Annotated in this window: 28 protein-coding genes; 15 read left to right on the forward strand and 13 right to left on the reverse strand. The window is 63.6% G+C overall.

Annotated features, from left to right (window positions below):
- Positions 1–17 precede the first annotated feature (17 nt).
- The 4 genes from ACS13N_RS15775 to ACS13N_RS15790 form a co-directional block, all read right to left on the reverse strand.
- Complete coding sequence (locus tag ACS13N_RS15775; protein WP_438932505.1) at positions 18–542, reverse strand: (2Fe-2S)-binding protein; 525 nt, start codon at positions 540–542, stop codon at positions 18–20.
- A 377-nt stretch (positions 543–919) separates the two neighbouring features.
- The gene (locus ACS13N_RS15780) at positions 920–1,096 is read right to left on the reverse strand and encodes a hypothetical protein (RefSeq protein WP_021194451.1); all 177 of its coding nucleotides are present in this window, start codon (positions 1,094–1,096) and stop codon (positions 920–922) included.
- 161 nt (positions 1,097–1,257) lie between these two features.
- A complete protein-coding gene (locus ACS13N_RS15785; protein WP_021194452.1) occupies positions 1,258–1,752 on the reverse strand; it encodes a CreA family protein in 495 nt (164 codons plus the stop codon).
- Between the two features lie 40 nt (positions 1,753–1,792).
- A complete protein-coding gene (locus ACS13N_RS15790) occupies positions 1,793–2,758 on the reverse strand; it encodes a LysR family transcriptional regulator (RefSeq protein ID WP_438932506.1) in 966 nt (321 codons plus the stop codon).
- A gap of 64 nt (positions 2,759–2,822) precedes the next feature.
- Here ACS13N_RS15790 and ACS13N_RS15795 point away from each other — a divergent pair, with 64 nt between their 5' ends.
- Positions 2,823–4,388 carry an MFS transporter gene (locus tag ACS13N_RS15795; protein ID WP_438932507.1) on the forward strand — a complete coding sequence of 522 codons (1,566 nt, stop codon included), beginning with the start codon at positions 2,823–2,825 and terminating at the stop codon, positions 4,386–4,388.
- A 274-nt stretch (positions 4,389–4,662) separates the two neighbouring features.
- On the opposite strand, the gene ACS13N_RS15800 is transcribed toward ACS13N_RS15795, so the two are convergent.
- Both ACS13N_RS15800 and ACS13N_RS15805 read right to left on the reverse strand, forming a co-directional pair.
- Positions 4,663–7,698 (reverse strand): transglycosylase domain-containing protein, encoded by a 3,036-nt coding sequence (locus ACS13N_RS15800; RefSeq protein ID WP_438932508.1) that lies wholly within the window; start codon positions 7,696–7,698, stop codon positions 4,663–4,665.
- 101 nt (positions 7,699–7,799) lie between these two features.
- Positions 7,800–8,711 (reverse strand): LysR family transcriptional regulator, encoded by a 912-nt coding sequence (locus ACS13N_RS15805; protein WP_438932509.1) that lies wholly within the window; start codon positions 8,709–8,711, stop codon positions 7,800–7,802.
- Between the two features lie 110 nt (positions 8,712–8,821).
- On the opposite strand from ACS13N_RS15805, the gene ACS13N_RS15810 reads away from it, so the two are divergent.
- The 7 genes from ACS13N_RS15810 to ACS13N_RS15840 are packed head-to-tail and all read left to right on the forward strand — an operon-like array spanning position 8,822 to position 14,965.
- Entirely contained in the window at positions 8,822–9,931 is a 1,110-nt protein-coding gene (locus ACS13N_RS15810; protein ID WP_438932510.1) for a muconate/chloromuconate family cycloisomerase, read from the forward strand.
- Positions 9,932–9,969: 38 nt separating this feature from the next.
- Positions 9,970–10,260 (forward strand): muconolactone Delta-isomerase, encoded by a 291-nt coding sequence (gene catC / locus ACS13N_RS15815; protein WP_438932511.1) that lies wholly within the window; start codon positions 9,970–9,972, stop codon positions 10,258–10,260.
- A gap of 52 nt (positions 10,261–10,312) precedes the next feature.
- On the forward strand, positions 10,313–11,248 hold the full coding sequence (gene catA, locus ACS13N_RS15820; protein WP_438932512.1) for a catechol 1,2-dioxygenase: 936 nt from the start codon (positions 10,313–10,315) through the stop codon (positions 11,246–11,248).
- Between the two features lie 28 nt (positions 11,249–11,276).
- Complete coding sequence (locus ACS13N_RS15825; RefSeq protein ID WP_438932513.1) at positions 11,277–12,635, forward strand: Rieske 2Fe-2S domain-containing protein; 1,359 nt, start codon at positions 11,277–11,279, stop codon at positions 12,633–12,635.
- Positions 12,632–13,120, forward strand: coding sequence for a benzoate 1,2-dioxygenase small subunit (gene benB, locus ACS13N_RS15830; protein WP_438932514.1), 489 nt, complete (start codon positions 12,632–12,634; stop codon positions 13,118–13,120). Before ACS13N_RS15825 ends, benB begins: the two co-directional genes overlap by 4 nt.
- A gap of 37 nt (positions 13,121–13,157) precedes the next feature.
- Complete coding sequence (gene benC / locus ACS13N_RS15835) at positions 13,158–14,186, forward strand: benzoate 1,2-dioxygenase electron transfer component BenC (protein WP_438932515.1); 1,029 nt, start codon at positions 13,158–13,160, stop codon at positions 14,184–14,186.
- Complete coding sequence (locus ACS13N_RS15840) at positions 14,183–14,965, forward strand: 1,6-dihydroxycyclohexa-2,4-diene-1-carboxylate dehydrogenase (protein WP_438932516.1); 783 nt, start codon at positions 14,183–14,185, stop codon at positions 14,963–14,965. Before benC ends, ACS13N_RS15840 begins: the two co-directional genes overlap by 4 nt.
- Positions 14,966–15,059: 94 nt before the next feature.
- On the opposite strand, the gene ACS13N_RS15845 is transcribed toward ACS13N_RS15840, so the two are convergent.
- Positions 15,060–15,227: a hypothetical protein gene (locus tag ACS13N_RS15845; RefSeq protein ID WP_198139495.1), complete on the reverse strand. Its 168-nt coding sequence runs from the start codon at positions 15,225–15,227 to the stop codon at positions 15,060–15,062.
- Positions 15,228–15,611: 384 nt separating this feature from the next.
- Between ACS13N_RS15845 and bioA the strand changes: the two genes are divergently transcribed.
- Genes bioA through ACS13N_RS15865 form a run of 4 tightly spaced genes read left to right on the forward strand, consistent with a single transcriptional unit; the run spans position 15,612 to position 19,542 of the window.
- On the forward strand, positions 15,612–17,039 hold the full coding sequence (gene bioA / locus ACS13N_RS15850; protein WP_438932517.1) for an adenosylmethionine--8-amino-7-oxononanoate transaminase: 1,428 nt from the start codon (positions 15,612–15,614) through the stop codon (positions 17,037–17,039).
- Positions 17,026–18,276: an 8-amino-7-oxononanoate synthase gene (bioF, locus tag ACS13N_RS15855; protein ID WP_438932518.1), complete on the forward strand. Its 1,251-nt coding sequence runs from the start codon at positions 17,026–17,028 to the stop codon at positions 18,274–18,276. Before bioA ends, bioF begins: the two co-directional genes overlap by 14 nt.
- A gap of 1 nt (position 18,277) precedes the next feature.
- Positions 18,278–18,967, forward strand: a complete 690-nt coding sequence (bioD, locus tag ACS13N_RS15860; protein ID WP_438932519.1) for a dethiobiotin synthase — start codon at positions 18,278–18,280, stop codon at positions 18,965–18,967.
- Positions 18,968–19,023: 56 nt separating this feature from the next.
- A complete protein-coding gene (locus ACS13N_RS15865) occupies positions 19,024–19,542 on the forward strand; it encodes a hypothetical protein (RefSeq protein WP_438932520.1) in 519 nt (172 codons plus the stop codon).
- Here the strand turns inward: ACS13N_RS15865 and ACS13N_RS15870 are convergent.
- Positions 19,532–19,999, reverse strand: a complete 468-nt coding sequence (locus ACS13N_RS15870) for a DUF417 family protein (RefSeq protein WP_438932521.1) — start codon at positions 19,997–19,999, stop codon at positions 19,532–19,534. The genes ACS13N_RS15865 and ACS13N_RS15870 overlap by 11 nt on opposite strands.
- Before the next feature lie 346 nt (positions 20,000–20,345).
- On the opposite strand from ACS13N_RS15870, the gene ACS13N_RS15875 reads away from it, so the two are divergent.
- Positions 20,346–20,870 (forward strand): hypothetical protein, encoded by a 525-nt coding sequence (locus ACS13N_RS15875; RefSeq protein ID WP_438932522.1) that lies wholly within the window; start codon positions 20,346–20,348, stop codon positions 20,868–20,870.
- On the opposite strand, the gene ACS13N_RS15880 is transcribed toward ACS13N_RS15875, so the two are convergent.
- Genes ACS13N_RS15880 through ACS13N_RS15890 form a run of 3 tightly spaced genes read right to left on the reverse strand, consistent with a single transcriptional unit; the run spans position 20,839 to position 22,283 of the window.
- Positions 20,839–21,711: a DUF817 domain-containing protein gene (locus ACS13N_RS15880; protein WP_438932523.1), complete on the reverse strand. Its 873-nt coding sequence runs from the start codon at positions 21,709–21,711 to the stop codon at positions 20,839–20,841. The two genes, ACS13N_RS15875 and ACS13N_RS15880, sit on opposite strands and share 32 nt — an antisense overlap.
- A complete protein-coding gene (locus tag ACS13N_RS15885; protein ID WP_021194478.1) occupies positions 21,712–21,921 on the reverse strand; it encodes a DUF1653 domain-containing protein in 210 nt (69 codons plus the stop codon).
- Between the two features lie 14 nt (positions 21,922–21,935).
- Positions 21,936–22,283 (reverse strand): hypothetical protein, encoded by a 348-nt coding sequence (locus ACS13N_RS15890; RefSeq protein WP_039595758.1) that lies wholly within the window; start codon positions 22,281–22,283, stop codon positions 21,936–21,938.
- A 139-nt stretch (positions 22,284–22,422) separates the two neighbouring features.
- On the opposite strand from ACS13N_RS15890, the gene ACS13N_RS15895 reads away from it, so the two are divergent.
- Positions 22,423–22,761, forward strand: a complete 339-nt coding sequence (locus tag ACS13N_RS15895; protein WP_438932524.1) for a zinc ribbon domain-containing protein YjdM — start codon at positions 22,423–22,425, stop codon at positions 22,759–22,761.
- 100 nt (positions 22,762–22,861) lie between these two features.
- Here the strand turns inward: ACS13N_RS15895 and ACS13N_RS15900 are convergent, their stop codons facing one another.
- Positions 22,862–24,073, reverse strand: a complete 1,212-nt coding sequence (locus tag ACS13N_RS15900; RefSeq protein ID WP_438932525.1) for an MFS transporter — start codon at positions 24,071–24,073, stop codon at positions 22,862–22,864.
- A gap of 120 nt (positions 24,074–24,193) precedes the next feature.
- Here ACS13N_RS15900 and ACS13N_RS15905 point away from each other — a divergent pair, with 120 nt between their 5' ends.
- A complete protein-coding gene (locus ACS13N_RS15905; protein ID WP_438932526.1) occupies positions 24,194–25,174 on the forward strand; it encodes an AraC family transcriptional regulator in 981 nt (326 codons plus the stop codon).
- Positions 25,175–25,189: 15 nt separating this feature from the next.
- On the opposite strand, the gene ACS13N_RS15910 is transcribed toward ACS13N_RS15905, so the two are convergent.
- On the reverse strand, positions 25,190–26,110 hold the full coding sequence (locus tag ACS13N_RS15910) for a LysR family transcriptional regulator (RefSeq protein ID WP_438932527.1): 921 nt from the start codon (positions 26,108–26,110) through the stop codon (positions 25,190–25,192).
- Positions 26,111–26,184: the final 74 nt, after the last annotated feature.

The following is a 26,184-nucleotide window of genomic DNA, read 5'->3' on the forward strand; positions in this document are numbered from 1 at the left end:
GGTCTCCTCGCTGGGGGTCAGGCAGCGTGGGCGCGCGCGGCGGCCAGGCTTTGCAGGGAGGCGCTGTCGCCGTCTTCGGCCATGGCTTCAGCCCCCTTCATCACGGCGCGCACGATGTTGTGATACCCGGTGCAGCGGCACAGGTTGCCGTCGAGCTGCTCACGCACCATGTGTTCATCCGGATGTGGGTGTTGCGCGACCAGAGCGGTCGCCGCCATCACCATGCCGGGGGTGCAGAAGCCGCATTGCAGGCCGTGGCATTCGCGAAAGGCTTCCTGCATCGGGTGCAGCGCACCATCTTTGGATAACCCCTCGATCGTGGTCACCTCGGCACCGTCGGCCTGCACGGCCAGGACGTTGCATGACTTCACTGCGCGCCCATTCATGTGCACGGTGCAGGCGCCGCACTGCGCGGTATCGCAGCCAACGTGCGTACCGGTCAGACGCAGGTGCTCGCGCAGCAATTGGACCAGCAGGGTATGGGATTCGACACTGACGGTGACAGGCGCACCGTTGACCGACAGCTTGAGGCTGATCGCCATGGAAGTCTCCTTGGGGGATGGGCGCCGGGTGCCACGCTGTGTGCCTTCCTCTTACAGCGGAAATGCGCGCGTGGTCTCGATATCGGTGGTCGCGGCTCTACTCAGTAAAGCACAGGCGAATGAGAAGACAACCGCAGCGCGGTTGGGGGCAGCAGGGGCGAAAGGAGGATGCCGCGGCACGCAACGGGTTGCGCAAAATATGCACCGCAGAAATGACAAAGGGCCGGAATCCGGCCCTCGATTGGCACCAGGCGGTCATGACCTGGCGGGTGTGGCGGCTGCTGTGTGAAGACACAGGCCGGCGCACGGTACTGCTGGTATTGCGATGACTACGCTACAGCTAGCTCGGGCACACGCCCATCGACAATAACGGCGGATTAGGCCTTGGCGGTGCGTTGCGTGCTGAACAGGTTCGCGATTGCCGAGAAGAACTGGGCGAAGGAGAACGCGTGGCCCGACGGGCGGCGATAGTAGTAGATACCTTCCGACATTTCGCGCTCGATGAGTTCGCGTTCGAGTTGGTCGGTCAGCTTCAGGTCGTTCGTGTTTTGCATGATTGGCCTCTTAGGGATTTCCCGGTTAGGGAATACCCGTATGATAGACCAAATATTGCAATGCACCATACGTAAGCCTACGTATGCACCAGTCGGCGTTGTTTGGCCGCCACGCTTGCGTTGCGACGCACCAATGCGGTGCGAGCGCCGCATGAAGCCGCTTACTTGACGGGAATCGGCTGGCTGGCCGGGATCGGCACCGCCGTCACGCTGTTCTTGGGGCTGCCGGAAATGACCTTGTCCGAATAGGTCAGGTAGACCAGCACATTGCGCTTGCGGTCGACCGTGCGCACCACGTGCAGCGTCTTGAAGATGAGTGACAGGCGCTGCGTAAACATATCGTCCTGCTGCGGCAACGGCTTGACGAAAGTGATGTCGCCGACCTGGCGGCAGGCCACGGCAGCCTCGCTCACGTCTTCGGCCACGCCGAGCGTGCCCTTGATGCCACCCGTGCGGGCGCGCGACACGTAGCAGGTGACGCCTTGCACGAGCGGATCGTCAAAGGCCTCGATGACGATCTTGTCGGAGCCGGTGATGCGGAAATTGGTGCTGACGCTGCCGATGTCTTCAGCACGGGAGCAGGCCGTCGTGCACAGCGTGCCGACGGTCAGGAGAAGCGTCAGAACGCGGATGGGGGAGCGGGCAAAGGGGCGCATCGTCGTATGGGTATCTAGAAGAAAGCGTCTTGGGGCAAGGTCAGAGCAAGGATTCCGGCGGCCACGGCGGCGTCGTTTCGTCGACGAAGGTGGGCCGGACGTCGGCATGCTGGCGGGAGTGCTCGATGCGGCGGTGCAGGGCGTCCATGAACACCTTCACCTTGGCTGGCATCAGGCGGCGCCCCGGGAAGATGGCATACACGCGCATCGGTGGGGATTGGAAATCGGTCAGCACCTCTTGCAGCCCGCCCGAGGCGATCAGGTCGGTGGCAAATACGGAAGTGATGCGTGCGACACCCAAACCGGCGATGGCCGCCTGCATGCGCAGTTCGCTGTTGGAGGTACGCATGCGGAAATCCAGCGGCAGGTTGATGGTCTCGCCGCCGGGCGTGCGGAACTGCCATTCGGATTCGTTCGAGACGCCCAGGCAGGGCCAATCGACCAACTGGTCCGGGTGCGTGAGCGGCCCCAGGCGTTCCAGCAGCTGCGGGGCGACCACCACCGCGCGCCGCAGGTCGAACACGCGCTGGGCAACCAGGCCGGAATCGGGCAGCGGCCCGCGCGGCACCGTCAGCATGATGTCGTAGCCCTGGGCGAGCGGGTCGATCTGGCGCGGGGCCACGTCCACCTCGATGCGCAGACCGGTGTGCTCGCGCATGACTTCCAGCACGACCTCGGCAAATTGTCTGGCGGCAAATTCATAGGGCATGGCAATGCGCAGGGTGCCCGCCGGCGACTGAAACGTCGCCGCCGCATCTTCCGACACTTCGCGCAGCCGCTGGAACAATGGGCCGGCGTCGCGCAGCAGGGCCTCGCCGGCATCGGTCAGGCGCAGGCGGCGCGTACTACGCTCGAACAGGCGTACACCCAGTTTGCCTTCCAGTCGTGACACCGCTGTGCTGACCGATGACTTGGGCAGCCCCAGCCGGTCAGCCGCACGCGTGAAGCTGCCGAGGGTAGCCACGGTGCAAAAAGTGTCCCAGTCGTTCCAGTCCGTCGTTCGCATGGTTGAACAATGAATTTGTGGGATGGCGGTTTCCGCCGGTTTTCAGGCAAATTACCATCCCAGCATGAACACGCCAAGCACAGACCACATGGTTTCCCCGAGCCCTGCGCCCCGCCGTCAAGCGGCCGGCCAGCCTGCCGAATCCACGGTCGGCAGCCGGCTGGAGTTGCGCATGGTCGGCGTGGTGATCGGGCTGGCGACGGGCGTGGACTACATGACCAACCTGATGTTCTCGATTGCCGGGCCGCATATCGAGGGCGGGGTGCTGGCATCACAGGATGTGTACTTGTGGGCCGTGACAGCCTATGCGGCGGCGGCCAGCCTGGCGATTCTGGTCATGGGGCGACTGGCCGATCACATGACGTATCGCAAACACACGCTGCTGTCGCTGGCGGTTTTCATTGTCGGCACACTGATGTGCGCGTCGGCCGAGGGCGGCACGATGCTGGTCATCGGCCGGGCGGTGCAGGGGTTTGGCGGTGGGCCGATGCTCTCCACCTCGCGCATCTTCGTGCAGCACAGCCCCGCGCACGAACGCCGCACGCTGATGAAGGGGATGATCTACGGCATCTTCGGGCTGAGTTGCGTGTCGCCCATGCTCTCAGCCGCGCTCACCGAGCAATTTGGCTGGCGCGCGATCTTCATTGCGCAGTTGCTGGTGGCGGTGGTGGTGTGTGCACTGGTGGCGGCGTTCTACCCGCACCCGAAGATGCAGGAGCGAAAGGGCGACTTTGCCTCGCTGGATTGGCCGTCGGCCATTGCATTCGGGCTGGCGGCGCTGATTGCGCTGCACGGCTTTCAGCAGGCGCGCTTCGTGCACCCGGATGGCTCGCCCGCGCAGGTGCTGCCGATCATTGCCGTGGTGGCGCTGATCATCTGGATTGGCATTCGCCAGACCGGGCACCCGCTGCCGTGGGTGGACCTGCGTGCCACGCTGCAGCGACGTTTCATGGTGGGCATGGTGTTCTATGCCATCTACTACGTGTTTGCGAGCGCATGGGGCTTTCTCTCGTCGAGCCTCGTGCAGAACGGCCTGGGCTTCCGCTATGAGACCACCGCGCAGCTCATGAGCCTGGGCGGGCTGGTGACGATCGTGCTGGGGTTCCTCAACTTTCAGTTGACCAATGTGTTGCCGCCCAAGCGGGTGCTGATTTCCATTGGCTTTGTGCTGATGGCGACGGCGCTGTTGTGGATGTCGCATGTGGCGATGCCCGGTGCGTCGGTCTCCATGCTTGTGCCCGGGTTCATGATTGAGGGCATGGTGGGGATGTTCGTGGTGATCCAGGTGGCGGGGCTGACGTATGTGGATCTGCCGGCCAAGGATTTTGGTCACGCTTATCAGTTCAAGGGGATCATGCGGGCCTGGGCGCAGGCCTTCGGCACGATGGGCGCCACGCTGCTGCTGCAGCGTGGGCAGGCGCAGCATCGGACGGATCTGGTGGGGCATGTGAGTGCGCTCACGCCTGCTTGGCAGTGGCCGCATCCGTTGCAAGGGGTGGAGTTGATTCGCATCTCTGCGGAAATTGATCGGCAGGCTACGTTGTTGGCTGTGAACGATTTGTTTGCTTGGGGGGCGGTGGTTGCTCTGGTGTGTGCTGGGGCGATTTGGTTGCAGCGGCATTTGCGCTGAGTTTGTGGTGCATCCCTATTTCATCCCCTGCCGGGGCCGACTTACTTTCTTTGTCTTGCCAAAGAAAGGTAAGCAAAGAAAGGCGCGCCCGAGATGGCGACCCATCCCTTGAATTTCTGTAACCGGGCGGAGACGGGGAAAACTCGCTGCGCTCAGACAGTTCCCCGTCTTTTTTCCGCCCGCTTACACAAATTCAAGGCGCCATCTAGGGCAGGGTACGGCCACACCATCTGGGGGCATGTGCTGACGCTGGGTGTGCTTGGCTGGCTGGGGGTCAATCCAGTTTTTGTTCCGGTGCAGAGGCTTGCGGCACCTTGCAGTTGAACGCGGGTGCTGCGTCGTTCAAGTCCAGGTAGCCCATCAGGGTGGGCGCCAGCACCTTGAGCACTTGCACCGTCAATGCGCTGGTGAACTTGTACTTGGCCGCATCCGTGCCGGCCACGTAGGCCACGACGGTGCCGAAGTAGCGATCCCCTAGATAGAAGACGAAGGCGCCTGAGCGACTGACTACGCGCTCGGAAATCAGCCCGCCGCCGCGGCTGAAGGTCTTGAAGCGGTTGTCGCCGGTGCCGGTCTTGCCGCCCACTGGGATGGGTTTGCCATCTGTGTCGACGAAGGTGCCGTCGATGCGCTTGGCGGTGCCGCCTTGCACCACGCCGGCCAGCGCGGCTTTGACGATGCGTGGAATTTCAGGGGGCAGCATGCGTTCGCCCGCGCTTGGGTCTCGGCACAGCAGCACTTCATAGGGGGTGTTGGCGGCAAAGCGCAGGCGATCGATGCGCACGCTGGGCAGGCGCACGCCGTCGTTTTCGATGATGCCCATCAGCTCCGCCAGCGCGGCGGGTCGATCTGCCGAGGCGCCGATGGCTGTGCCGTACGATGGCACCAGCGATTCAAATGGATACCCAAGCCGCTTCCACATCGTGTGGATGGACTGGAAGGCCTCGATCTCCAGCAACTGCTTGATGCGTTTGTCTTGCGCGCCCTTGCGGTGGGATTGCAGCAGCCACTTGTAGACGGCCTGCCGCTCGGCTGCGCTGTCCTGGTTGACCTGCGCCAACGTGGCCTGCGGATGCTCGCGCAGGTAGGCCACCAGCCACAGCTCCAGCGGATGCAGCCGTGCGATGTAGCCGCGGTCCGCCAGGTCGAAGCGCTGGACCGAATAGTTGTTGTAGAGCTTGGCGAGCGTCGCCTCATCCAGCTTGGCGCCTGGCAGATAGGCGCGGATGAATGCGGCCAGCTTGTCGGGCCCGGCTTGCGGGTTGAGGCTGCGGAAGATCGTGGCCAGCCGCACGGGGGTCGCATGCGTGCTCTGCACGAGCGTGTCCTCCTGCTCTTCGGCCGTTTTGCCCCGGTACTTCTTATAGAAACGGCCCATGAAGAGCTTGCCTTCTCGGTCGGCAAAGCGCTGTAGGTAGATCTGCCGTTGGGGGGAGTCCGTGTCCTCCAGTGCCTCTGCGCCGGCGCTGGGCAACTGGTGCTGAAAATAGCGCGAGATGTCGCGCATGATCCGCACGAAGACGAGGTTGACGGAGTGCTTGAGCCCCTCGCGCACCGTGAAGAATTGGGTGCCTTCCCATTTCTCGAAGTTCTCGAAGCTCTGCATGCCGCCGCCGGTGGTAAACCATTCACCGGCGTTGCCGGAGTATTTGCGCTCCATGGATGCTTCCAGCATGGCGCTCAGCGAGCGGTCCTGTGCGTGGACGAGGTAGTCGACAGCCCAGCGCTCGATCGGATTCTGCGGGGAGATGTTGAGCTTGCGCAGCGCGGCCGGCGGCTGGTCGACATAACGCTTGTGCAGCTCGGCCACGATCTCCAGATACGTCACCAGCGTGCGCAGCTTGGCGGTCGATCCCAAGTCCAGCTTCACGCCCTCGTTGATGTCGAACGGCTGGTCGAACGTGTCGGCCTGCACCAGCACGCGGTTGCCGCCGGGCGCACGTTCGTAGAGCGTGAAGCTGTAGGTGACGCCGCGCGGGTCGCCGTGCTCCAGCATCTTGTCGCCGACGAGGCCGGCGGCCTTGGCGCGTGCCGGGTCTTGCAGCTTGCGCAGCTCGGTGGTGATTTCATGCTGCAGCGGCGCGTCGAGCGTGCTGCTGGCCGTCAGGTCCAGCCGGTCGAGTGCGTACATGCGCGGCATGCCCAGCATGCCAGCCAGGTTGACCCGCACAGCGTTGGTGCCTTTGCGCTCGATGGGTGTGGTGGGTGGGTGCACGCGCTGGGCCTGCTGCTTGAGCGATTGGGCAAGTGCCGAGTCACGCAAGTCCGCTGGGATGACACCCGCCGCGGCCAGGATGCGCACGTAGGCGTTCGTCAGCGATTCGAGATCGTCGAGATTCTCCTGGTAGTACGACGGCCGCCGCTGCGATACCAGCAGGCTCAGCGCTTCCTTGTACGCCAGCGCACGGGCGGCCACCGGCGCAGTCGAGTCTGGCGCCAGCAGTTTGTTCACCTCCGCAAAGTCACGCCCGTACCAGACCCACAGCGCATCGCCAATGCCCTGGATCTCGCCAAAGCCGGCACGCGCGCCCAGCGGCACGGTATTCAGGTACGTGACCGCGAGCTGGTGACGCGTGGCCGTGGTGTCTTCGCCGTTCAGATAAGCGCGTACGGAGGCGGAAGCCATCTGCCGCAGCTTCTCGCTGGGGGATTCGGTGCGGCCTTCGGGTGAGTGACGGTATTTTTCGATTTGCGTGGCGAGCGTGCTACCCCCGGGGGATTCATGTTCCGAATCGGCCAGGCGCAAGGCGCGGTCCCACACGGCGCGCGCCAGGCGAGTCCATTCAACAGCGGGGTTGCGCTTGGGATACTCGGTTTGAAACAGGGTGCGGTTCTCGATCCCGAGCAGCGAATTGACCAGCAGCGGCGGAACGGCGTCAAAGCGGTCGTAGATGCGTTCGGGATGGCGTACGCGGTAGATCGGGCGGCCGTCATCGTCGAGCAGTTCCAGGCCGGCCTGATCCTTTTCACGGTACGGGGCATTCAGACCGCGTTCCATGAGCGAGAGCATGTCGTTTGACGGCACCGCCTGCTGGGCGACGATGTAGCCGCGCGTGTGCAGGCGATCCAGAAACGTGGAGAGCTGGTCGTAACCCAGGCGCTGATCGTACGGGCCGGAGTTCGGGTAGCGCGCGGAGGCGTTGGGCCCTGGCTTGACGGGAAAGGTTTGCGACTTGCCAAGACGGGCGAGGTAGCTGGCCTGCCACGCGGAGGTCTTCAACTCGTCGGAGACAAGCCAGGCAGCCACCGCAAGCAGCAGAAGCGGCGCGGCAATCAGGGCCAACTTGACGGGGCGGCGTATTGTTTTCACTCGCTACGCTCCAATCGCAGGCAGACGGGCGCCTTGCTCCAATCTAGCCCATGCAGCCGTCGTGTCCAGCGGTGTGTAACTTTGCGCCGCCGTTGCAAGGATTACGACGGCGCGTAATACGGAATCTTCTGCTCGTCGTACAACCGGTAGGTCAGGGCCAGCATGGCCTGGATGTCTTCGGACTCATCCAACAACCGTGTGCTGAAGATAATGGGCGAGACCAGTTGCGGATCGTCAAGTTCCATGTAGCAGACGTCTTCGCGCTTCAGGCCCGCCACGCTGCGCGGCACCACCGACACGCCTTCGCCCGTCGCTACCAGCCCGAGCGCGATTTGCAATTCTCGTGCCTCGTAAATCTTGCTCGGTTCCAGCGCGCGATCATGGAACAGGGCGAGCACCTGATCCGCATAGCTCGGGCGCGGCGCGCGCGGGTAGATGATGAGCGTATCGCCAACCAGGTCGCGCAGCGATGCTGTCGGCTTGGCATTCAGTAGCGGATGGCCAGATGGCAGGGCAACGATCAGCCGTTCATCGCGCAGCAGGATGCGACGCACGTTCGGGTCTTCGTAGCGGATACGGCCGAAGCCGACGTCGATGCGGCCGTCTTTGAGCGCCTGAATCTGATCCATGGTGGTCATCTCATGCATCGTGACCTCGACCATCGGGTACTCCGCCCGGAAGCGCCGGACGACCTTCGGCAGCATCCCGTACAGCGTCGAGGCAACAAAACCGATCGACACGCGGCGCTCGATCTGCCCGATGCGCTGCGTCATCGAGGCCAGCTCCGCTGTCTGGGCGAGCAACTGCCGCGCGTGCGCGTGGAAGAAGCGGCCGGCCTCCGTCAGCTTGAGCGGGCGGCTGCCGCGCTCGAACAACAGCACGCCGATTTCCTCTTCGAGCTGCTGGATCTGCCGGCTCAAGGGCGGCTGCGCGATGTGCAGCCGCTCGGCCGCTCGGGTGAAGTTCAGCTCTTCAGCGACAGCCACGAAGTAGCGCAGGTGGCGCAGTTCCATATCCAACCTTATAGGTATGAAGCTGATACTAAATCGGTGTTGGACGCAATAAATCGCGCTGCGTAATCTGGTTTCCAAGTTGATCGCAGTCACTCTGATACCTGGAAAACATGATTCGCTCGATTGAGGCCATTCTAGTGGATGTGCCGACCATCCGTCCCCACAAGCTCTCCGTTGCCACCATGCACGTGCAGACGCTGGTTCTCGTGCACGTGTGCTGCGAAGACGGCATCGAAGGCTGGGGCGAGGCCACCACCATCGGCGGCCTGAACTACGGCGAAGAGAGCCCCGAGAGCATCAAGGTCAACATCGACACACACATCGCGCCGCTGCTGATCGGCATGGATGCGCGCAACGTGGCCGCTGCCATGGCACGCGTGCGCAAGACCATCCAGGGCAACCGCTTTGCCAAGTGCGCGCTGGAAACGGCGCTGCTCGATGCGCAGGCGCGCCGGCTGAGCGTGCCGCTGTCGGAACTGCTCGGCGGCCGTCTGCGTGATGTGCTGCCGGTGGCCTGGACGCTCGCCAGCGGCGACACGAAGAAAGACATTGCCGAGGCAGAAACGATGCTCGCCGAGCGCCGCCACCGCATCTTCAAGCTGAAGATCGGCCTGCGCCCGGTGGCCGAGGACGTGGCCCACGTACTGGCGATCAAGCGCGCGCTGGGCGATGCCGTGAGCGTACGCGTGGACGTCAACCAGGCCTGGAGCGAACTCGACGCCGCCAACGGCATCGCCGTGCTGCAAGCCGGTGGCATCGACCTGATCGAACAACCGGTGCGCGCCGAAAACCGCGCCGCACTCGAACGCCTCGCCCGCCAGTTCGCCGTGCCGATGATGGCCGACGAAGCGCTGCACGGTCCGCTGGATGCCTTCGAGCTGGCCTGCAGCGCCAGCGCCGATGTCTTCGCTGTGAAGATCGCCCAGTCCGGCGGTCTCGTCCCCGCCATGCAGGTGGCGGCCATCGCGCAGCTTGCGGGTATCAGCCTGTACGGCGGAACGATGCTCGAAGGTGCGGTCGGCACAGCGGCATCGGCCCACGTGTTTTCCACCTTCGGCGACCTGCAGTTCGGCACCGAGCTGTTCGGGCCCTTGTTGCTCACGCAAGAACTGCTGACCGAGCCGCTGCAGTACCGCGACTTCATGTTGCAGGTGCCAACCGGCCCCGGCCTCGGCATCCAGATCGACCGCGACAAGCTCACCCGCTTGCGCCGGCAATAAAAACACCAACACCAAGACAACCCACCAAGGAGACCGCGATGCTGTTCCACGTCCGCATGGATGTCCAGTTGCCGCCCGACATGCCCGCCGATGTCGCCACCGAGATCAAGGCGCGCGAGAAGGCTTACTCGCAGGAGCTGCAGCGCAGCGGCAAGTGGCGCCACCTCTGGCGTCTCGTTGGCGAGTACGCGAACGTCAGCGTCTTCGACGTGCAGAGCAATGCCGAACTGCACGACATCCTGACCGCGTTGCCGCTGTTTCCGTACATGCAGATTGCCGTGACGCCGCTGTGCCGTCACCCGTCATCGATTCACGGCGACGACGCCTGAAGCTGAAAGATCGCCCGGACATTCCCCAGAAAACCACATGGAGACACCCATCATGAACGCGCGCGTATTCCAAACGAAAGAAGTGCAGGACCTGCTGAAAGCCGCCACCAACCTGGATGGCAACCAGGGCAACGCCCGCCTGAAGCAGATCACCCACCGTCTGCTGGCCGACCTGTTCAAGGCCATTGATGATCTCGACATCACGCCGGATGAAGTCTGGGCGGGCATCAACTATCTGAACAAGCTTGGCCAGGATGGGGAGGCAGCACTGCTTGCCGCTGGCGTGGGCCTGGAGAAGTACCTCGACATCCGCATGGACGCTGCGGACGCGGCGCTGGGCCTCAACGGCGGGACACCGCGCACGATCGAAGGCCCGCTGTACGTTGCGGGCGCAACGGTGCGCGATGGCGTGTCCAGGATCGACCTTGATCCGGACCCCGCTGCCGGCCCGCTGATCATTCACGGCGTGGTGACTGACCAGGACGGCAAGCCCCTGGCCGGCGCCCTGGTCGAGTGCTGGCACGCGAACTCGAACGGCTTCTATTCGCACTTCGATCCGACCGGTGAGCAGAGCGCGTTCAACTTGCGCGGCGCAGTCCGCACCGGTGCCGACGGCAAATATGAGTTCCGCACGCTCATGCCCGTGGGCTATGGCTGCCCGCCGCAGGGTGCGACCCAGCAACTGCTGAACGGGCTGGCCCGCCACGGCAATCGCCCGGCGCACGTGCACTTCTTCGTCTCCAGCGACGGACACCGCAAGCTGACCACGCAATTCAATATCGAAGGCGATCCGCTGATCTGGGACGACTTCGCCTATGCCACCCGCGAAGAACTGATCCCGCACGTGGTCGAGAAAACCGGCGGTGCCGCGCTCGACCTGAAGACGGATGCGTACAAGGACATCGAATTCAACGTCGTCCTGACGCCGCTGGTGCAGGGCAAGGACAACCAGCGCGTGAACCGCCTGCGCGCTTCGGCCGAGGTCTGAGACCTTAGAACGCTAAGTGGAGACGACCATGTCCGCCTTGCTTGATAAAGCCAACGAACTGGATCACCTGCTGTCAACCGCGGTGGTGGATGACGAAGAGGCGGGCATTTTCCGCTGCCGCCGAGACATCTTCACCCACCCGGATCTGTTCGAGCTGGAGATGAAGCACATCTTCGAGAACAACTGGGTGTATCTGGCACACGAAAGCCAGATTCCGAACAACAACGACTACTACACCACGTGGATCGGCCGCCAGCCGATCGTCATCACCCGCGACAAGACCGGGGAGCTGAACGCGGTCATCAACGCCTGCGCGCACAAGGGCGCCATGCTGTGCCGCCGCAAGCACGGCAACAAGGGCAGCTTCACCTGCCCGTTCCACGGCTGGACGTTCTCCAACACCGGCAAGCTGCTCAAGGTGAAGGACGAAAAGACCACCGAGTACCCGGTGCAGTTCAACACGCATGGCTCGCATGATCTGCGCAAGGTCGCGCGATTCGAGAACTATCGCGGCTTCCTGTTCGGCAGCCTCAACGCCGATGTGCAGCCGCTCGAAACCTACCTTGGCGAAGCCCGCGTGATCATCGACCAGATCGTCGATCAGGCACCGGACGGCCTGGAAGTGCTGCGCGGCAACTCTTCCTACATCTACGAGGGCAACTGGAAGATGCAGATGGAGAACGGCTGCGACGGCTACCACGTCAGCACCGTGCACTGGAACTACGCCGCGACGATGGGGCGGCGCAAGGAAGGCGGCACGCAGGCGGTGGATGCGAACAGCTGGAGCAAATCGGTGGCGGGCGTCTACGGTTTCGAGCACGGCCACATCCTGCTGTGGACCCAGACGATGAACCCGGAAGTGCGTCCGGTCTACGCACACCGTGACGAAATCAAGGCGCGCGTGGGCGAAACCCAGACGGACTTCATCGTCAACCAGACCCGCAACCTGTGTGTGTATCCGAACGTGTTCCTGATGGATCAGTTCAGCACGCAGATTCGCGTGGTGCGGCCGATCAGCGTCGACAAAACCGAAGTCTCGATCTTCTGCTTCGCGCCGAAGGGCGAGAGCGCAACGGATCGTGCGACGCGCATCCGCCAGTACGAGGACTTCTTCAACGTCACCGGCATGGGAACGGCGGACGACCTGGAGGAATTCCGCGCCTGCCAGAACGGCTATGCCGGCACCACTGCACTGTGGAACGACCTGTCGCGCGGCGCACCGCTGTGGGTGCACGGCCCGGATGAGAACGCCACGAAGATGGGCTTGAAGCCGCTCATCTCGGGCGAGCGCAGCGAAGACGAAGGCTTGTTCGTCTGCCAGCACGAATACTGGGTGCAAGTCATGCGCGACGCGCTGCAGACGGAACGCGAAGGGGTGCCAGCATGAGCGCCGACTACCAGAACATTTGCGCGGCCCTGTATCGCGAGGCGCGATTCCTCGACGACCGCCAGTGGGACGCCTGGCTGGAGTGCTACGCGGAAGACGTCACGTATTGGATGCCCGCATGGGATGACGACGACCAGCTCACCGAGGACCCGCAGAGCCAGATCTCGTTGATGTACTACGCCAATCGCTGCGGGCTGGAAGACCGCGTCTTCCGCATCAAGACCGAGCGCAGCGGTGCATCAACGCCAGAGCCAAGAACCAGCCACAGCATCACCAACGTGGAAGTCATGGCCGAGCGCGATGGTGCAGTCGACGTGCGCTACAACTTCCACACGCTCAGCCACCGGTACAAGGCCACCGACCATTTCTTCGGCACGATGTTCGTCACCCTGCGCCGCACCGGTGATGGCTTCCTGATCGCATCCAAGAAGATCGTCCTGAAGAACGACTACATCCGGCAGGTGCTCGACGTCTATCACGTTTGATGTCGCACGCACCTATCAAAGGCAGTGGAGGTATCCCATGTCCAGTTTCACAGTTGCACTGAATTTCGAGGACGGTGTCACCCGTTTCATCGACTGCAAAGCGGGAGAGAAGGTGCTCGACGCCGCTTTCCGCGCCAAGATCAACCTGCCGATGGATTGCTCCGACGGCGTGTGCGGCACCTGCAAATGCCGCGCCGAGAGCGGCAGCTACGACCTCGGTGACGATTACATCGAAGACGCCCTGACTGAAGACGAGAAGAACACTGGCCTTGTCCTGACGTGCCAGATGGTGCCGCAAAGCGATTGCGTGATCGCGGTACCGACCACGTCGACCACGTGCAAGACCGGGCAGAGCAGCTTCGGCGCGACGCTGTCCAAAGTCGAGCTGCACAACGATGCCGCCGTCGTGCTCGAACTGGACGTGGATGCCACGGCACCGGTGTTCCTGCCTGGCCAGTACGTCAACATCGGCGTGCCCGGGAGCGGCCAGCATCGCTCGTATTCGTTCTCATCGGCGCCCGGCGAAGCGAAGGTCAGCTTCCTGATCAAGAAGATTCCCGGCGGCGTGATGAGCACCTGGCTCGAAGCCGCGCAGCCGGGCGACAAGCTCGATCTGCAAGGCCCGCTGGGCAGCTTCTACCTGCGCGACGTGCGGCGGCCGCTGTTGCTCCTCGCCGGCGGCACGGGCCTTGCGCCGTTCCTGTCGATGCTGGAGGTGCTGGCGCGCAGCAATTCGCAGCAGCAGGTGCATCTGATCTACGGCGTGACCCGTGACCTCGATCTCGTGCAGGTCGAAGCGATCGAGGCGTATGTGGCGCGGCTGCCGAATTTCAGCTACGCCACCGTCGTCGCCGACGCCGCTTCGACCCACCCGCGCAAAGGTTGGGTGACGCAGCACATCCCGGCCAATGCCCTGAACGATGGCGACGTGGACGTCTACTTGTGCGGGCCGCCACCGATGGTCGACGCCGTGCGCAAGTACTTCGACGATGAAGGCGTGAAGCCGAACAGTTTCCACTACGAGAAGTTCACGCCCAACGCAACACCGAACGCAAAGGCGGCATGAGCATGCAACGATTCTCAGGCAAGGCCGTCGTCGTGACCGGCGCGGCGCAGGGCATCGGGCGCGGTGTGGCACTGGCTGCCGCAGAAGAGGGCGCCAAGGTGCTGCTCGTGGACCGCGCGGAGCTCGTCTACGAGGTCCAGGGCGAAATCGTCGCAGCCGGCGGGCAAGCCCATGCCACCACCGCGGATTTGGAAACCTACGCAGGCGCCCAGCATGCCGTGCAGACCGCACTCGACACCTTCGGCCGCATCGACGTGCTCATCAACAACGTTGGCGGCACGATCTGGGCCAAGCCGTATCAGCACTATGAAGAGGCACAGATCGAGGCGGAGATCCGCCGCTCGCTGTTCCCGACGCTGTGGTGCTGCCGCGCGGTGTTGCCGCACATGGTGGAGCGCCAGCAGGGCGTGATCGTGAATGTCTCATCGATTGCCACGCGCGGTATTTACCGCATTCCGTATTCGGCGGCCAAGGGCGGCGTGAATGCGCTCACGGCCAGCCTGGCGTTGGAGCATGCGGACGACAACATCCGCGTCAACGCCGTCGCCACGGGTGGCACGGAGGCGCCGCCGCGCAAGATTCCGCGCAACGCGGCGCCCATGTCGGAGCAGGAAACCGTCTGGTACCAGGGCATCGTCAACCAGACCCTTGCCAGCAGCCTGATGCACCGCTACGGCACGATCAATGAGCAGGTGCGGGCCATCCTCTTTCTGGCTTCGAACGAGGCCTCGTACATCACCGGGACGGTGCTGCCGGTTGGCGGTGGGGACTTGGGCTAGGTGCTTTATCAAGCGCCCAAAACAAAAACGGCGCCAATGCGCCGTTTTTTCGCTGTGTGCCTTTACGGCTTGGCTGAAGATTCAGCCGCGGGGCTTAGCCGAGGTACGAGCCCGACTTGCCAACCACTTCAGCGTACGCCAGGTTGTCATCCCAACCCTTGCGGAAGTAGTTGATGACAGCGCGCAGCAGCGACGGGCGGCGAGCTGCTTGAACTTGGGCTTCACCGGCGAACTTCGGGGTGTAATAGGCTTGCTGGATCACGATGTTTTCTCTCGTTGCGTTATCTAGGGTTTTCCCGAGTATAGGGTTATCCCTAGGACGAGGCAATGACCGAGCGCTGACTTTAAGTTCATTCTGAATATCACCAGAAGTTGATATCGCGCTGGCGCTCGAATGCTCCGAAAAAGTGCTCCTCGAGACACTAAAATTGCGATATTGCAAATATTTTTTGCGCAAAGATGGCCGCAAGACGGCCGATGTTCCGTCAAAAAAGATCGCTTCATCGTGCTTTGGCAATCAAATCGCCTCCAAAAAGCACTGATCTGTTCGCTTGTCGTTTGATCGACAGGCCACCTACCATACGCCGCCATGTGCCGGTTCCGTTGTGCAGCATCTCGAGGCCGGCGTCGCTACCTGGAGGTTCGTATGGCGTATCCCCCCATCCCAGTGCCCGCCGAAGGCACGCCCAGCGCCAACACGGCGTGGCAGGCGCGCAGCCGTGCGGCCGTCTGGCACCCGTGCACGCAGAATGCGCGCCTCGATGCCATGCCGCCGCTGCCAATTGCACGCGGCCAAGGGCCGTGGCTGATCGACTTTGACGGCAAGCGCTATCTGGATGGCACCAGCTCGTGGTGGGTGAACCTGTTCGGCCACGCCAATCCGCACATCAATGCCGCGCTCAAGACGCAGCTCGATTCGCTGGAGCACGTCATGCTGGCTGGTGCCACGCATCGCCCGGCGGTGGAGTTGGCCGAGCGCCTGATCGACTTGACCGGCGGCGTGCTGGGCCACAGCTTCTTCGGCTCGGATGGCGCCTCCGCCGTGGAAATCGCGCTCAAGATGAGCTTTCACGCCCATCGCAACGCAGGGCAGGGCGCAGGACGGGACACACCCTGCCGCTTCATTTGCCTGGAACACGGCTACCACGGCGAAACGCTCGGCGCGCTGGGCGTGACCGATGTGGCGATCTTCCGCGATGCATACGACCCGCTGATCCTGCAATCGCATCGCGTGCCGTCACCCGATGCCCGCCTGGCCGGCCCGGGCGAAACCGCCGCCGACGTGGCCGACCGCGCGCTGGCCGCCTTGCGCGATTGCCTGAGCACCCATGCCGGCACCATCGCCGCCGTCATCATCGAGCCGCTGGTGCAATGCGCCGCCGGCATGGCGATGCACGACGTGAGCTACCTGCGTGGCGTGCGTGCCCTGTGCGACGAGTTCGGCGTGCATTGGATTGCCGATGAGATTGCGGTGGGTTGCGGCCGCACGGGCACCTTCTTCGCATGCGAGCAGGCGGGTGTGTGGCCGGATCTGCTGTGCCTGTCCAAGGGCATCAGCGGGGGTTATCTGCCGCTGTCGATCGTGCTCTCGCGTGATGCGATCTATAACGCTTTCAACGACGACGCGCCGGTGCGCAGCTTCCTGCATTCGCACTCGTACACGGGCAATCCGCTGGCGTGCCGTGCGGCACTCGCGACGTTGGATCTGTTTGCCGAGGAGGATGTTTTCGCTCGCAACCGCGTGACCGCTGCACGCATTGCACAGGGGCTGGCGCCGCTGTCGCACGACGCGCGGTTTGCGCATCTGCGGCAGACCGGGATGATCACGGCATTCGACGTGCACCCCGAAGTGGCCGGCGCACGCTTTGCTGAACGCTTTGCACTGACCGCGCGCACGCATGGACTGCTGCTGCGTCCCATCGGCAACACCGTCTATCTGCTGCCGCCGTATGTGCTGACCGACGAAGAAACCGACACCCTGGTCGAGCGCACGCTACAGACGCTTGAAGACACGCTCGCCCAAGCCACCCATTCACCCGATGGGCAAGAAGGAGACACCTATGCGATTGCTTGACGACCTGCAGGCGGGCCTGGACGCCATCGACGCCGCGCACCTGCGCCGCGTACGCCGCACCGCGTATAGCCCGACCGACCGCAGCCAACGCATCAGCGTGCCCGGCGGTGAGCCGCGCGACATTCTTGGTTTCTGCGGCAATGATTACCTGGGCCTCGCGGCGCATCCTGCCTTGGTTGATGCCATGGCGGAGGGCGCTCGCCAATACGGTTTCGGCAGCGGGGCATCGCACCTGGTCAGCGGGCATTCCATCACGCACGCCCGGCTGGAAGCGCGCCTGGCAGCATTGCAGGCCCCGCACATTCCTGAGGCTGACGCACTGTTCTTCTGCACCGGCTACATGGCCAACCTGGCCGTGGTGAGTGCCATGGCGCAGGCCGGCGGCATTCGTCCGACGGAGGAATGTGCGATCTTCTCCGATGCACTGAACCACGCCTCGCTCATTGATGGCGCGCGTTTGTCGCGGGCACCGATCAAGGTCTATCCGCACGTCGACTTGGCCGCGTTGGAAGCCCAACTCGCTGCCAGCACCAGTCGTAACAAGCTGATCGTCACCGACGGCGTGTTCAGCATGGACGGCGACATCGCACCGCTGCCCAAGCTGTTGGCGCTGGCCGAGCGCTTTGATGCTTGGCTGATCGTGGACGACGCCCATGGGCTGGGTGTGCTCGGCGCCGATGGCGCGGGCGTGCTGTCGCACTTCGGCCTGCGCTCGGAACGCCTCATCTACGTTGGCACGTTTGGCAAAGCGGCCGGCGGGTCAGGCGCGGCCATCGTGGCGCACCGCATGGTGATTGACTGGCTGGTCCAGCGCGCACGCACGTATATCTTCACCACGGCCACGCCACCGGCGATTGCCTGCGCAGTGGAAGCTGCACTGGACGTGATAGCAAGCGAGGAGGGCGCCGAACGCCGTGCACGCCTCAACCGCCATATCGCCGTATGGAGCGCGCACGCGCAACGCCTGGCGGCCCGCTTCGGTTGGCAGTGGATGCCTTCGCCCACGGCCATTCAGCCGATCGTGATCGGCGAGAACGCGCCCGCATTGGCACTGGCTGCCGCGCTGGAACGCGAAGGCATCCGCATCGCCGCCATTCGTCCGCCGACGGTGCCGGCGGGGACGGCCCGACTGCGCATCACGCTGTCTGCGGCGCATACTGAAGAAGACATCGAACGGTTGGCGCAGGCGCTGGAAGCGGCGGGCCAATCGCTGCATTCGCCTGCCAAGGCTGCCTGATATGCCACCGCACTTCGATTGCTTCGTTACGGGCACCGATACCGAGATCGGCAAGACGCTGGTCAGCGCCGCGTTGCTGACCAAGCTGGCGGATGCTGGCTACCGCACCGCTGGCCTCAAGCCGATTGCCGCCGGCACCGTACCAGGCGCGCCCGAGCGGACCAATGAAGACATCGAGCAACTGCGCGCTGCCGCGTCGGTCGACTTGCCGCTCGCAACGATCTGCCCGTGGTTGCTGGATGCGCCGATGTCTCCGCACCTGGCAGCCGCGCGCGAGGGCGTGACGATCACGCTGCCCCCCATCCTCGACGCGCTGGTGCAGACCAAGTCGCTGGCCGATGCCGTGGTGGTGGAGGGCGTGGGCGGCTTTCGTGTGCCGCTGTCAGACAGCTTCGATACGGCAGAGATGGCCGTGGCGCTTGGCCTGCCGGTGGTGCTGGTGGTCGGACTGCGTCTGGGCTGCCTGAACCATGCCGCACTCACTGTCGAGGCGATCGCCGCCCGCGGGCTGCATCTGGCCGGCTGGATCGGCAATGTGGTGGACCCGGCCATGGCCGGGCTGGACGACAACGTTTCCACCCTGCGCCGCTGGATCGGGGCACCGCATCTGGGCACCATTCCGCGCCTGCCGCAGGCGGACGCGCGCCTCGCCGCCACATACCTCGACATTGCACCGCTGCTCGCGCGCTGATGCACTGGCCGGCGCTACACTGTCCACCCTCGAAATATCAGATGGAGACGGTTGTCATGCGCGCAATGCGTTGGCTGGCAGCGATCATGATGGTGACCACGCTGGCAGGGTGTGCCGCGTTGGAATCTCCAGTGACGAAGGGGCAGCGACTGGTCGGCAGTGACCAATCTGCGGTGCAGGCGCAGTTTGGCCCGCCGCGCGAATCCTACCCGCTGGATGGCGGCACGCGCTGGCTGTATCCCACGCAGCCTTATGGCCAATTCACCTACGCAGCGGATTTTGATGCCAGCGGCAAACTCATCGACTTCAAGCAGGTGCTGCGCAGCCTTGAATTTGCCCAAGCCAAGATCGGCGTCTGGACCAAGGACGACGTGCTGCGGCATTTCGGCAAGCCGGTCGAAACGGCATATTTCTCCCGCATGGACCGGCTGGTCTGGTCATACCGCTTCAAGTCGGACGACGTCTGGCCGTCGCTGATGCATTTCTACTTTGACCCGGCCGGCGTACTGCAGCTCACGCAGATCACGCCAGACCCGCTGTACGACCCGGATCGCCCGCGCCTCTTCAGGCGGTAGACCGAGACAACGCACCGGATTGATGCTGAGGTGCCAAGCCGGATTGCCATGCAACACCGGCTGCCCAGAGCGCACCGCCCAGCAGAACCGCGTCCTTGATGATGAATCCGTCAAGGCCAATGCCCGGTGTAGTGATGAGAAACGAGAGCGTGCTCAGCAAGGCGCCCGCAATCCCCAGTGCACCGATCAAGCGCACACGCCAGTGGCCGCGCCAGAGCATGGCCAGCGCCAGCACGATTTCAGCCACGCCGATCAGGTTGGACACACCTTGCTTGCTGAGCACGGTATAGAGCCACGAAAACAGCGGGCTGTTACTCGTGAGCGGATAGATGGCCTCTGCCTCAGCCGCGGTGAACTTGTATGCGCCGTACCCCAGAAAGATCAGCACAACCGTGTAGAAGACGATGGCTTGCCCGGTTTTCTGCAGGGCCGTTGGGGAGAACAGTTCTCGTTGCATGCAACACCTCCTGGTGGATTTCCGTCTGATGAACGGCGTTCACGGAAGCATCCGAGAGCGCTGGGCAGAACCTGCCTGGCCGCCGCTCAGATGCGCGCTATGGAGCTTGGTCGCCCAGGCATGCGAACCCTGACACGTCGGTAGCAATTTCCACACTTTCGACCGCACCTTTTCCGCCGATAAGCCGTACGTTGATCTGGCACAACCTGTTTGTGCGCTCAGGGTTCCTCCGGCATTGCGCGCTGTGCGCTGCGACCTAAGCTAAGAGCTAGGAGAGGCGGGTATCGCTAGGTACCTGCCGGAGCAACCCGGCATCAGAACGGGCGCACATCGTTGGGGGTGCATCATGCTGACGCATCGCTGGGTCGCTATTGACCCGATCGAAGCAGAACACCATCCGCTGTATGGCATTGCTGGCTGGTTGCCGTGGGTGCTGGCCGTTGCCATTGCGGGGCCGACCTGGGTGTTCTGGCAGGGCTTGTCTATTGATGCGCTGCAGTTGGCTGGTTCGGATCTTTTCGACGCGAACACGCCGGGCAGTGGGGCCGTCAACCTGACGACGCTGCTTTACTTGATCTCTTGCGTCACGGTACTCGTGCTGGCCACCACGCACGACAGCGCATTTCGTCCGGCCATGATCGTGCACATGGCGCTGCTGCCCCCGCTGATCGGGCTGATGTTGATGGCAGGCGGCGTTGCCGGTGCGAGTGCAACCGTAATTGACGGCGTGCTTGTGGCCGTGGCCATGCTGCTGACCTGTGGTGTCTACCTGCAACTCTCACGCCGCGTGCGCGTGACTTTCGAACTGCGCGATCGGGCACCCACTGAGCAGGCTGATCTCAAGCCCCCTCAACGGGCCGCGGCGGGTTGACCAGCGTCACCATCACATAGCTCATGATGGTCAGCAGGAACCACGCGCCAAGCTTGGCGATTGACACTATTTCCCAGCCCTGCAGCTGGTTCGGATAGAGCCAGGTGCGTGTGAATGTGCCGATGTTCTCTGCCAGCCAGATGAACAGTGCGACCAGCGTAAAGCCGAGCAGGAACGGCATGCGCCGATGCACGCGATCAATGCGGAAATGAATCCAGCAGCGGCGGAACGCCACGGCAATCAGCACCATCAGCACGTAGCGAAAATCCCACCAGTAGTGGTGCAGGAAAAAGTTGGCGTAGATGCCCAGCGAGAGCAGGGCAGTGACCACCAGCGGCGGATGGTGCGAGAACCGCAGATCGAATTCGCGCCACGCCCGCGCGATATAGCTGCCCACCGAGGCATACATGAAGCCGGTAAACAGCGGCACACCGCCAAGGCGCAACACCGATGCCTCTGGGTAGATCCACGAGCCGACGGCTGTCTTGAACATCTCCATGCCCGTGCCGGCCACGTGGAACATCAAAATCACCTTGGCTTCATCCCACGTTTCCAGCTTCAGCCAAAGCAGGGCGATCTGAATGATGACCGCGGCAATCGTTAGCGCGTCGTACCGGGCAATCGGCGCATTGGCCGGATACCAGAGGTGTGTACCGATCAGCAGGGCAACCATCAACCCGCCAAACAGACAGGCCCACGCCTGCTTGATGCCGAAGACGACAAACTCGTGCAGCCCTGCCGCCAGCCGGCCATGGCGCGCGGCCCAGGCGCCGCTCAAGTCGCGCCAATACGTAAAGCGGGCCCGCAGGCCCGCTCGTGCTGAAACAATTTCGATTGGCATTCAGTCAATGCGCGCGAATCGCGGCACCTGACGGCCGTCGACTTCCACCATCTCGTGGAACATCGTCGACGGGCGTGTCCAGATCGTGCCGTTGGCGGCGCGATAGACCGTCATCTTGATGGAAGGATCCGGCTCGTACGTGGCCTCGCACAGCCATTCGTATTCGCCGCCCTTGTAGTGGCGATAGCGGTGCACCGGGGTGTCTTGCATGGCGGGCTCGCTACTCAATGTTGCGTGGGCTTGTCTTCTTCGTCCACGTACGGCACGTGCTTGCCTTCCTGCGTCTGCGCGCCGAGCTTGGCGTTTTCCATGGCGTCCTGATAGGCCAGCATGGCGGCGGCCACGGCTTCGGGCTCGCCGTTGAACGAGATCACGCTCTCGCCGCAGTTCGGGCATTCACCGCCGAAGATGGCGTGGATGCCGGGCATGTCGCGCGGCTCCATCCCTTCGAATTCGGTAAAGGCAGTCTGGCAGGCGCCGCAGACCAGCTTTTCAGGACGCAGCGCGTCCAGCCGGGATTTCGCTTGGGTAACGCGTTCGGCTTGCGTGCCGCGTCGTTTGGCTTCGCCCATGATGACCTCCCAGATCGTGTGAAAACGTTGAAGATGGGATGATACCGAAGGGCGATGTCAGCGTGACGGTTGTCAACCAATCAGTGATGCCGCGCCTGATATAGTGCGCGACCATTTAACGATTTCTACGCAATTCGATATGTCCACGATTCCAGCCTGCCCGCAGTGCGCTTCTGAAAACACCTACCAAGACGGCGAGCTCTTCATCTGCCCGGATTGTGCGCACGAGTGGAACCCGGCGGCACAGGAGGACGACGTGGAATCCGAAGCAGTGATCAAGGACGCCAACGGCAACGTGCTGAACGCCGGCGATTCGGCGACGCTGGTCAAGGATCTGAAGCTCAAGGGCGGGTCGGGCACGCTCAAGGCCGGCACCAAGATCAAGAACATCCGCTTCGTCTCGGGCGACCATCCGATTGATTGCAAGATCGATGGCGTGAGCTATCTGCTCAAGCCGGAGTTTCTAAAGAAAGCGTAAGGGTGTATGCCAAGGCGGTTTGCTTGGCGCCTCTTATATTTAACATAATATACATTATGGGCAATATGGATGTGCGGCCATCAAGACCGCACACACAACATCACTCAACCAGCGCGGCCACCGTCTCCACACGCTTCGGCACGCCCGTCACAATCGTCGCCACCGCGACCGCCAACACGACGGCAGCCCCAACGAACACGCCCGCTGCGCCGTTGGCGTCGAACACGATGCCGCCTGCGGCTGCGCCAGTCGCAATCGCAAGCTGCACAGCCGCGACGATCAGGCCACCCGCGCTCTCGGCTTCGTCGGGCACCGTACGCGTGACCCACGTTGACCACGCCACCGGCACGCCGCCAAACGCCATGCCCCACAGCGCGATGAGCACGGCGTCGATCACCGGGGCGCGACCCAGCGCGACGAGCGCGATGCCGAGCACGACCATCAGCGCGGGCATGCCGATCAGCATGGGCCGCAGCCGGTGCTCGAGCACGCGGCCGGCGAGCGACGTACCAACGAAGTTGGCGACACCGTAGCCGAGCAAAATTGCCGACAGCCCGTTCACGCCAACGCCCGCGACCTGCTCAAGGAACGGCCGCAGATACGTGAAGAACGCGAAATGCCCTGTGAACACGAGGATCGTGGCGAACATCCCAAGGCCAACGGTTGGCCGGCGCAGCACGTCGATCAGTGTGCGCAGCCGCGTGGTGCCGCTCGGCGCCATCGACGGCAACGTTGCGACCTGCGATACGAAAGCGACCACGCCGAGTGCCGCTGCGGCCAGGAACACGTTACGCCAGCCGATCAGGTGACCAAAGTAGCTGCCCAACGGCGCGGCGGCGATCGTTGCGACGGCCACTCCGCTGAAGATGATCGACAGCGCGCGCGGCACCATCGCGGCCGGTACGAGCCGCATGGCGGTGGCAGTCGCCATCGTCCAGAACCCGCCGAGCGCGATGCCGAGTACCACGCGGCCAATCAAGATCGTCGTCAGGTTGGTCGCAAACGCCACTGCAAGATTCGATGCGACGAGCAGCACCGAAAACGCAAGCAGCACGCGCCGACGATCAATCTTGCGCGTGGCAGCAGCGGTCAACAGGCTGGTGACGAGCGCGACCGTTGCGGTGGCCGTCACGGCCTGCCCGGCCACGCCTTCGGTCACGCCGAGGCTTTCCGCCATCGGCGTGAGCAGGCTCGCGGGCAGGAATTCGGCCGTGACAAGCCCGAACACGCCTAGCGCCATCGCAAAGACCGCGCCCCAGGCGGGCTCACGAGGTGCCGCGATTGGGGCGGCAGTTGAAATTCCGGGATTCATGCGTCGTTCCGTCTCAGGAGAAATCAGGGAAAGTACCAATAAGGGCACATAGTAGAGGCCGATGACCGGACGGTCTATGGCATACAATCCGGTCTTGTTGATCCATCGTCCGGATTCGAGATGCCCTCCTCCCAGCGTTCTGCCCTGCCCGACGTGCACGACCTCGTCAGCGAGCTGCTGCTTGGAATGCGCCTGAGCGGCGTCCAGTACCGTCGCATCCAGGTCGCACGGCCGTTCGGGCTGAGCTTTGGTCAGGCACCGGGGCGCGCGCAGTTCCATTTCGTCGGGCGCGGGCCGGTGCTGCTGCGTGACGCAAGCGGTGCCACGATGCGGCTTGAGGCGGGTGATGCGGTCCTGCTGCCGCATGGCAGTACGCACGCGTTGATGTCCGACCTGGATGTGCCGTGCCGGGAAATCGGCGGCTTCGAGGCTGCCAAGATCTGCGACACCGTCGCGTCGGTTGGCGCACCGCAGCCGTGTTCCGGGACAGAACAGAGCGCCGGCGACGCGCTCATCTTCAGCGCATGCATGGAGCTGGATCTGGGCGGCATGCAGCCGCTCGTCGGCACGATGCCGGCGTTCATGCACGTCGGCACCCTGCTCGCGCGCTACCCCGAAATCCGCCCGATGCTCGACGCGATGGAGCGCGAATCCTGCTCCGAGCGCGCGGGTTTCGCGGGCATCCTCGCGCGCCTTGCAGACGTGGTGGCCGCGTTCATCGTGCGCGGCTGGGTTGAATGCGGCTGCGGTGACGCCACAGGCTGGGTGCAGGCACTGCGCGAGCCGAAGCTCGGCCGCGCAATCGTCGCGCTGCATCGTGATCCGGGCCGCAACTGGAGCGTTGCGGAGCTGGCTGCAGAAGCGGGCGTGTCGCGTTCCGTGTTTGCCGAGCGCTTTCTCGCGGCAACCGGCATGACGCCGGTGCGCTACCTGACCGAGTTGCGAATGCGACTCGCCGCGCAATGGATCACGCGTGACCGCGAGGCGATCGAAACCGTCGCGTATCGGCTCGGCTACGGCTCGCTCGCGGCCTTCAGTCGCGCGTTCAAGCGGGTGGTCGGGCGACCGCCGGGAGCCGTGCGTGCGGAAGTTGAGGCGTGAGATGCGGGGCAGCGGTCAGCGGCGACGGCGGTAACTCTGTGCAAAGTGCTGAATCTCCTTGCTGAATTCCGTGCAGGCGTGCGTCATCAGGTCTGCCGACCGATAGACCATGTAGACGGTGAAATCCGGTAGCTCGTCTTCCATTGGCAGCACTTCCAGCGCACCCGGGATCGTGCGCAGCGGCCCCAGACTGTTGGCGAAGACGAAATCCGACCACATGCTGACCAGGTCCGTCTTGGTGGCCAACTGCAGCCCGAGCAGGTTGGACCCGCTTTGCACGATACGGCGCGGCATCTCCAGCCGGTGCAACCGCATCAGGCTCGCCATGGGGCTACCGGGATCGTCCAGCGGGTCCAGCACCAGCCAGTCGGCATCCAATAGCGACCGCAGCTTGCGCGTGCGTCGCAGTGGATGACCGGGCCGCACAGCGAGGCGCATCGACACCGAAAACAACGGCTCCCACTGGAAGCTGCCCGTGCCGGGCCCGCTGTTGGTGGAGATCAACCCCAGATCGAGCCGGCCCTCGCGCAGCCCCTCCAGAATCTGTTGCGAGCGCTGCTCGAAACCGCGCAAGGCGACATTGGGAAAGCGCGTACGGAATGCTGCCATGGCGTCCGGCAGCGGCCCACTGGAAGCCACGGCGGTAAAGCCGATGTTGAGTTCGGCCTCTGCATGGCCACGGATGGATTCAATGTCTTCCAGCGCGTGACGCAGTTCCTGTTCGACCACGCTGGCGCGCTTGACCAACGCCACTCCATACGCCGTCAGGCTCACGCCGCGCACCGAGCGCGACAGCAACGTGACGCCAAGCTCCCTCTCCAGTTCGGCAATCGCCTTGGACAACGCGGGCTGCGAGATATGCAGCCCGCGCGACGCCTCGTGAATGCTGCCGTGCTGTGCCACCGCCAGCAGGATGCGCAACTGGTGCAGCTTCACCTTGCTTCTCCTTCCTTGTTGCACACGGCGCTGCGTGCATTTCGCGTCATACCGCGCCATCGCGCTTTCACGGG

This window comes from Ralstonia sp. 24A2, from assembly GCF_051783885.1.
GTDB lineage: Bacteria > Pseudomonadota > Gammaproteobacteria > Burkholderiales > Burkholderiaceae > Ralstonia.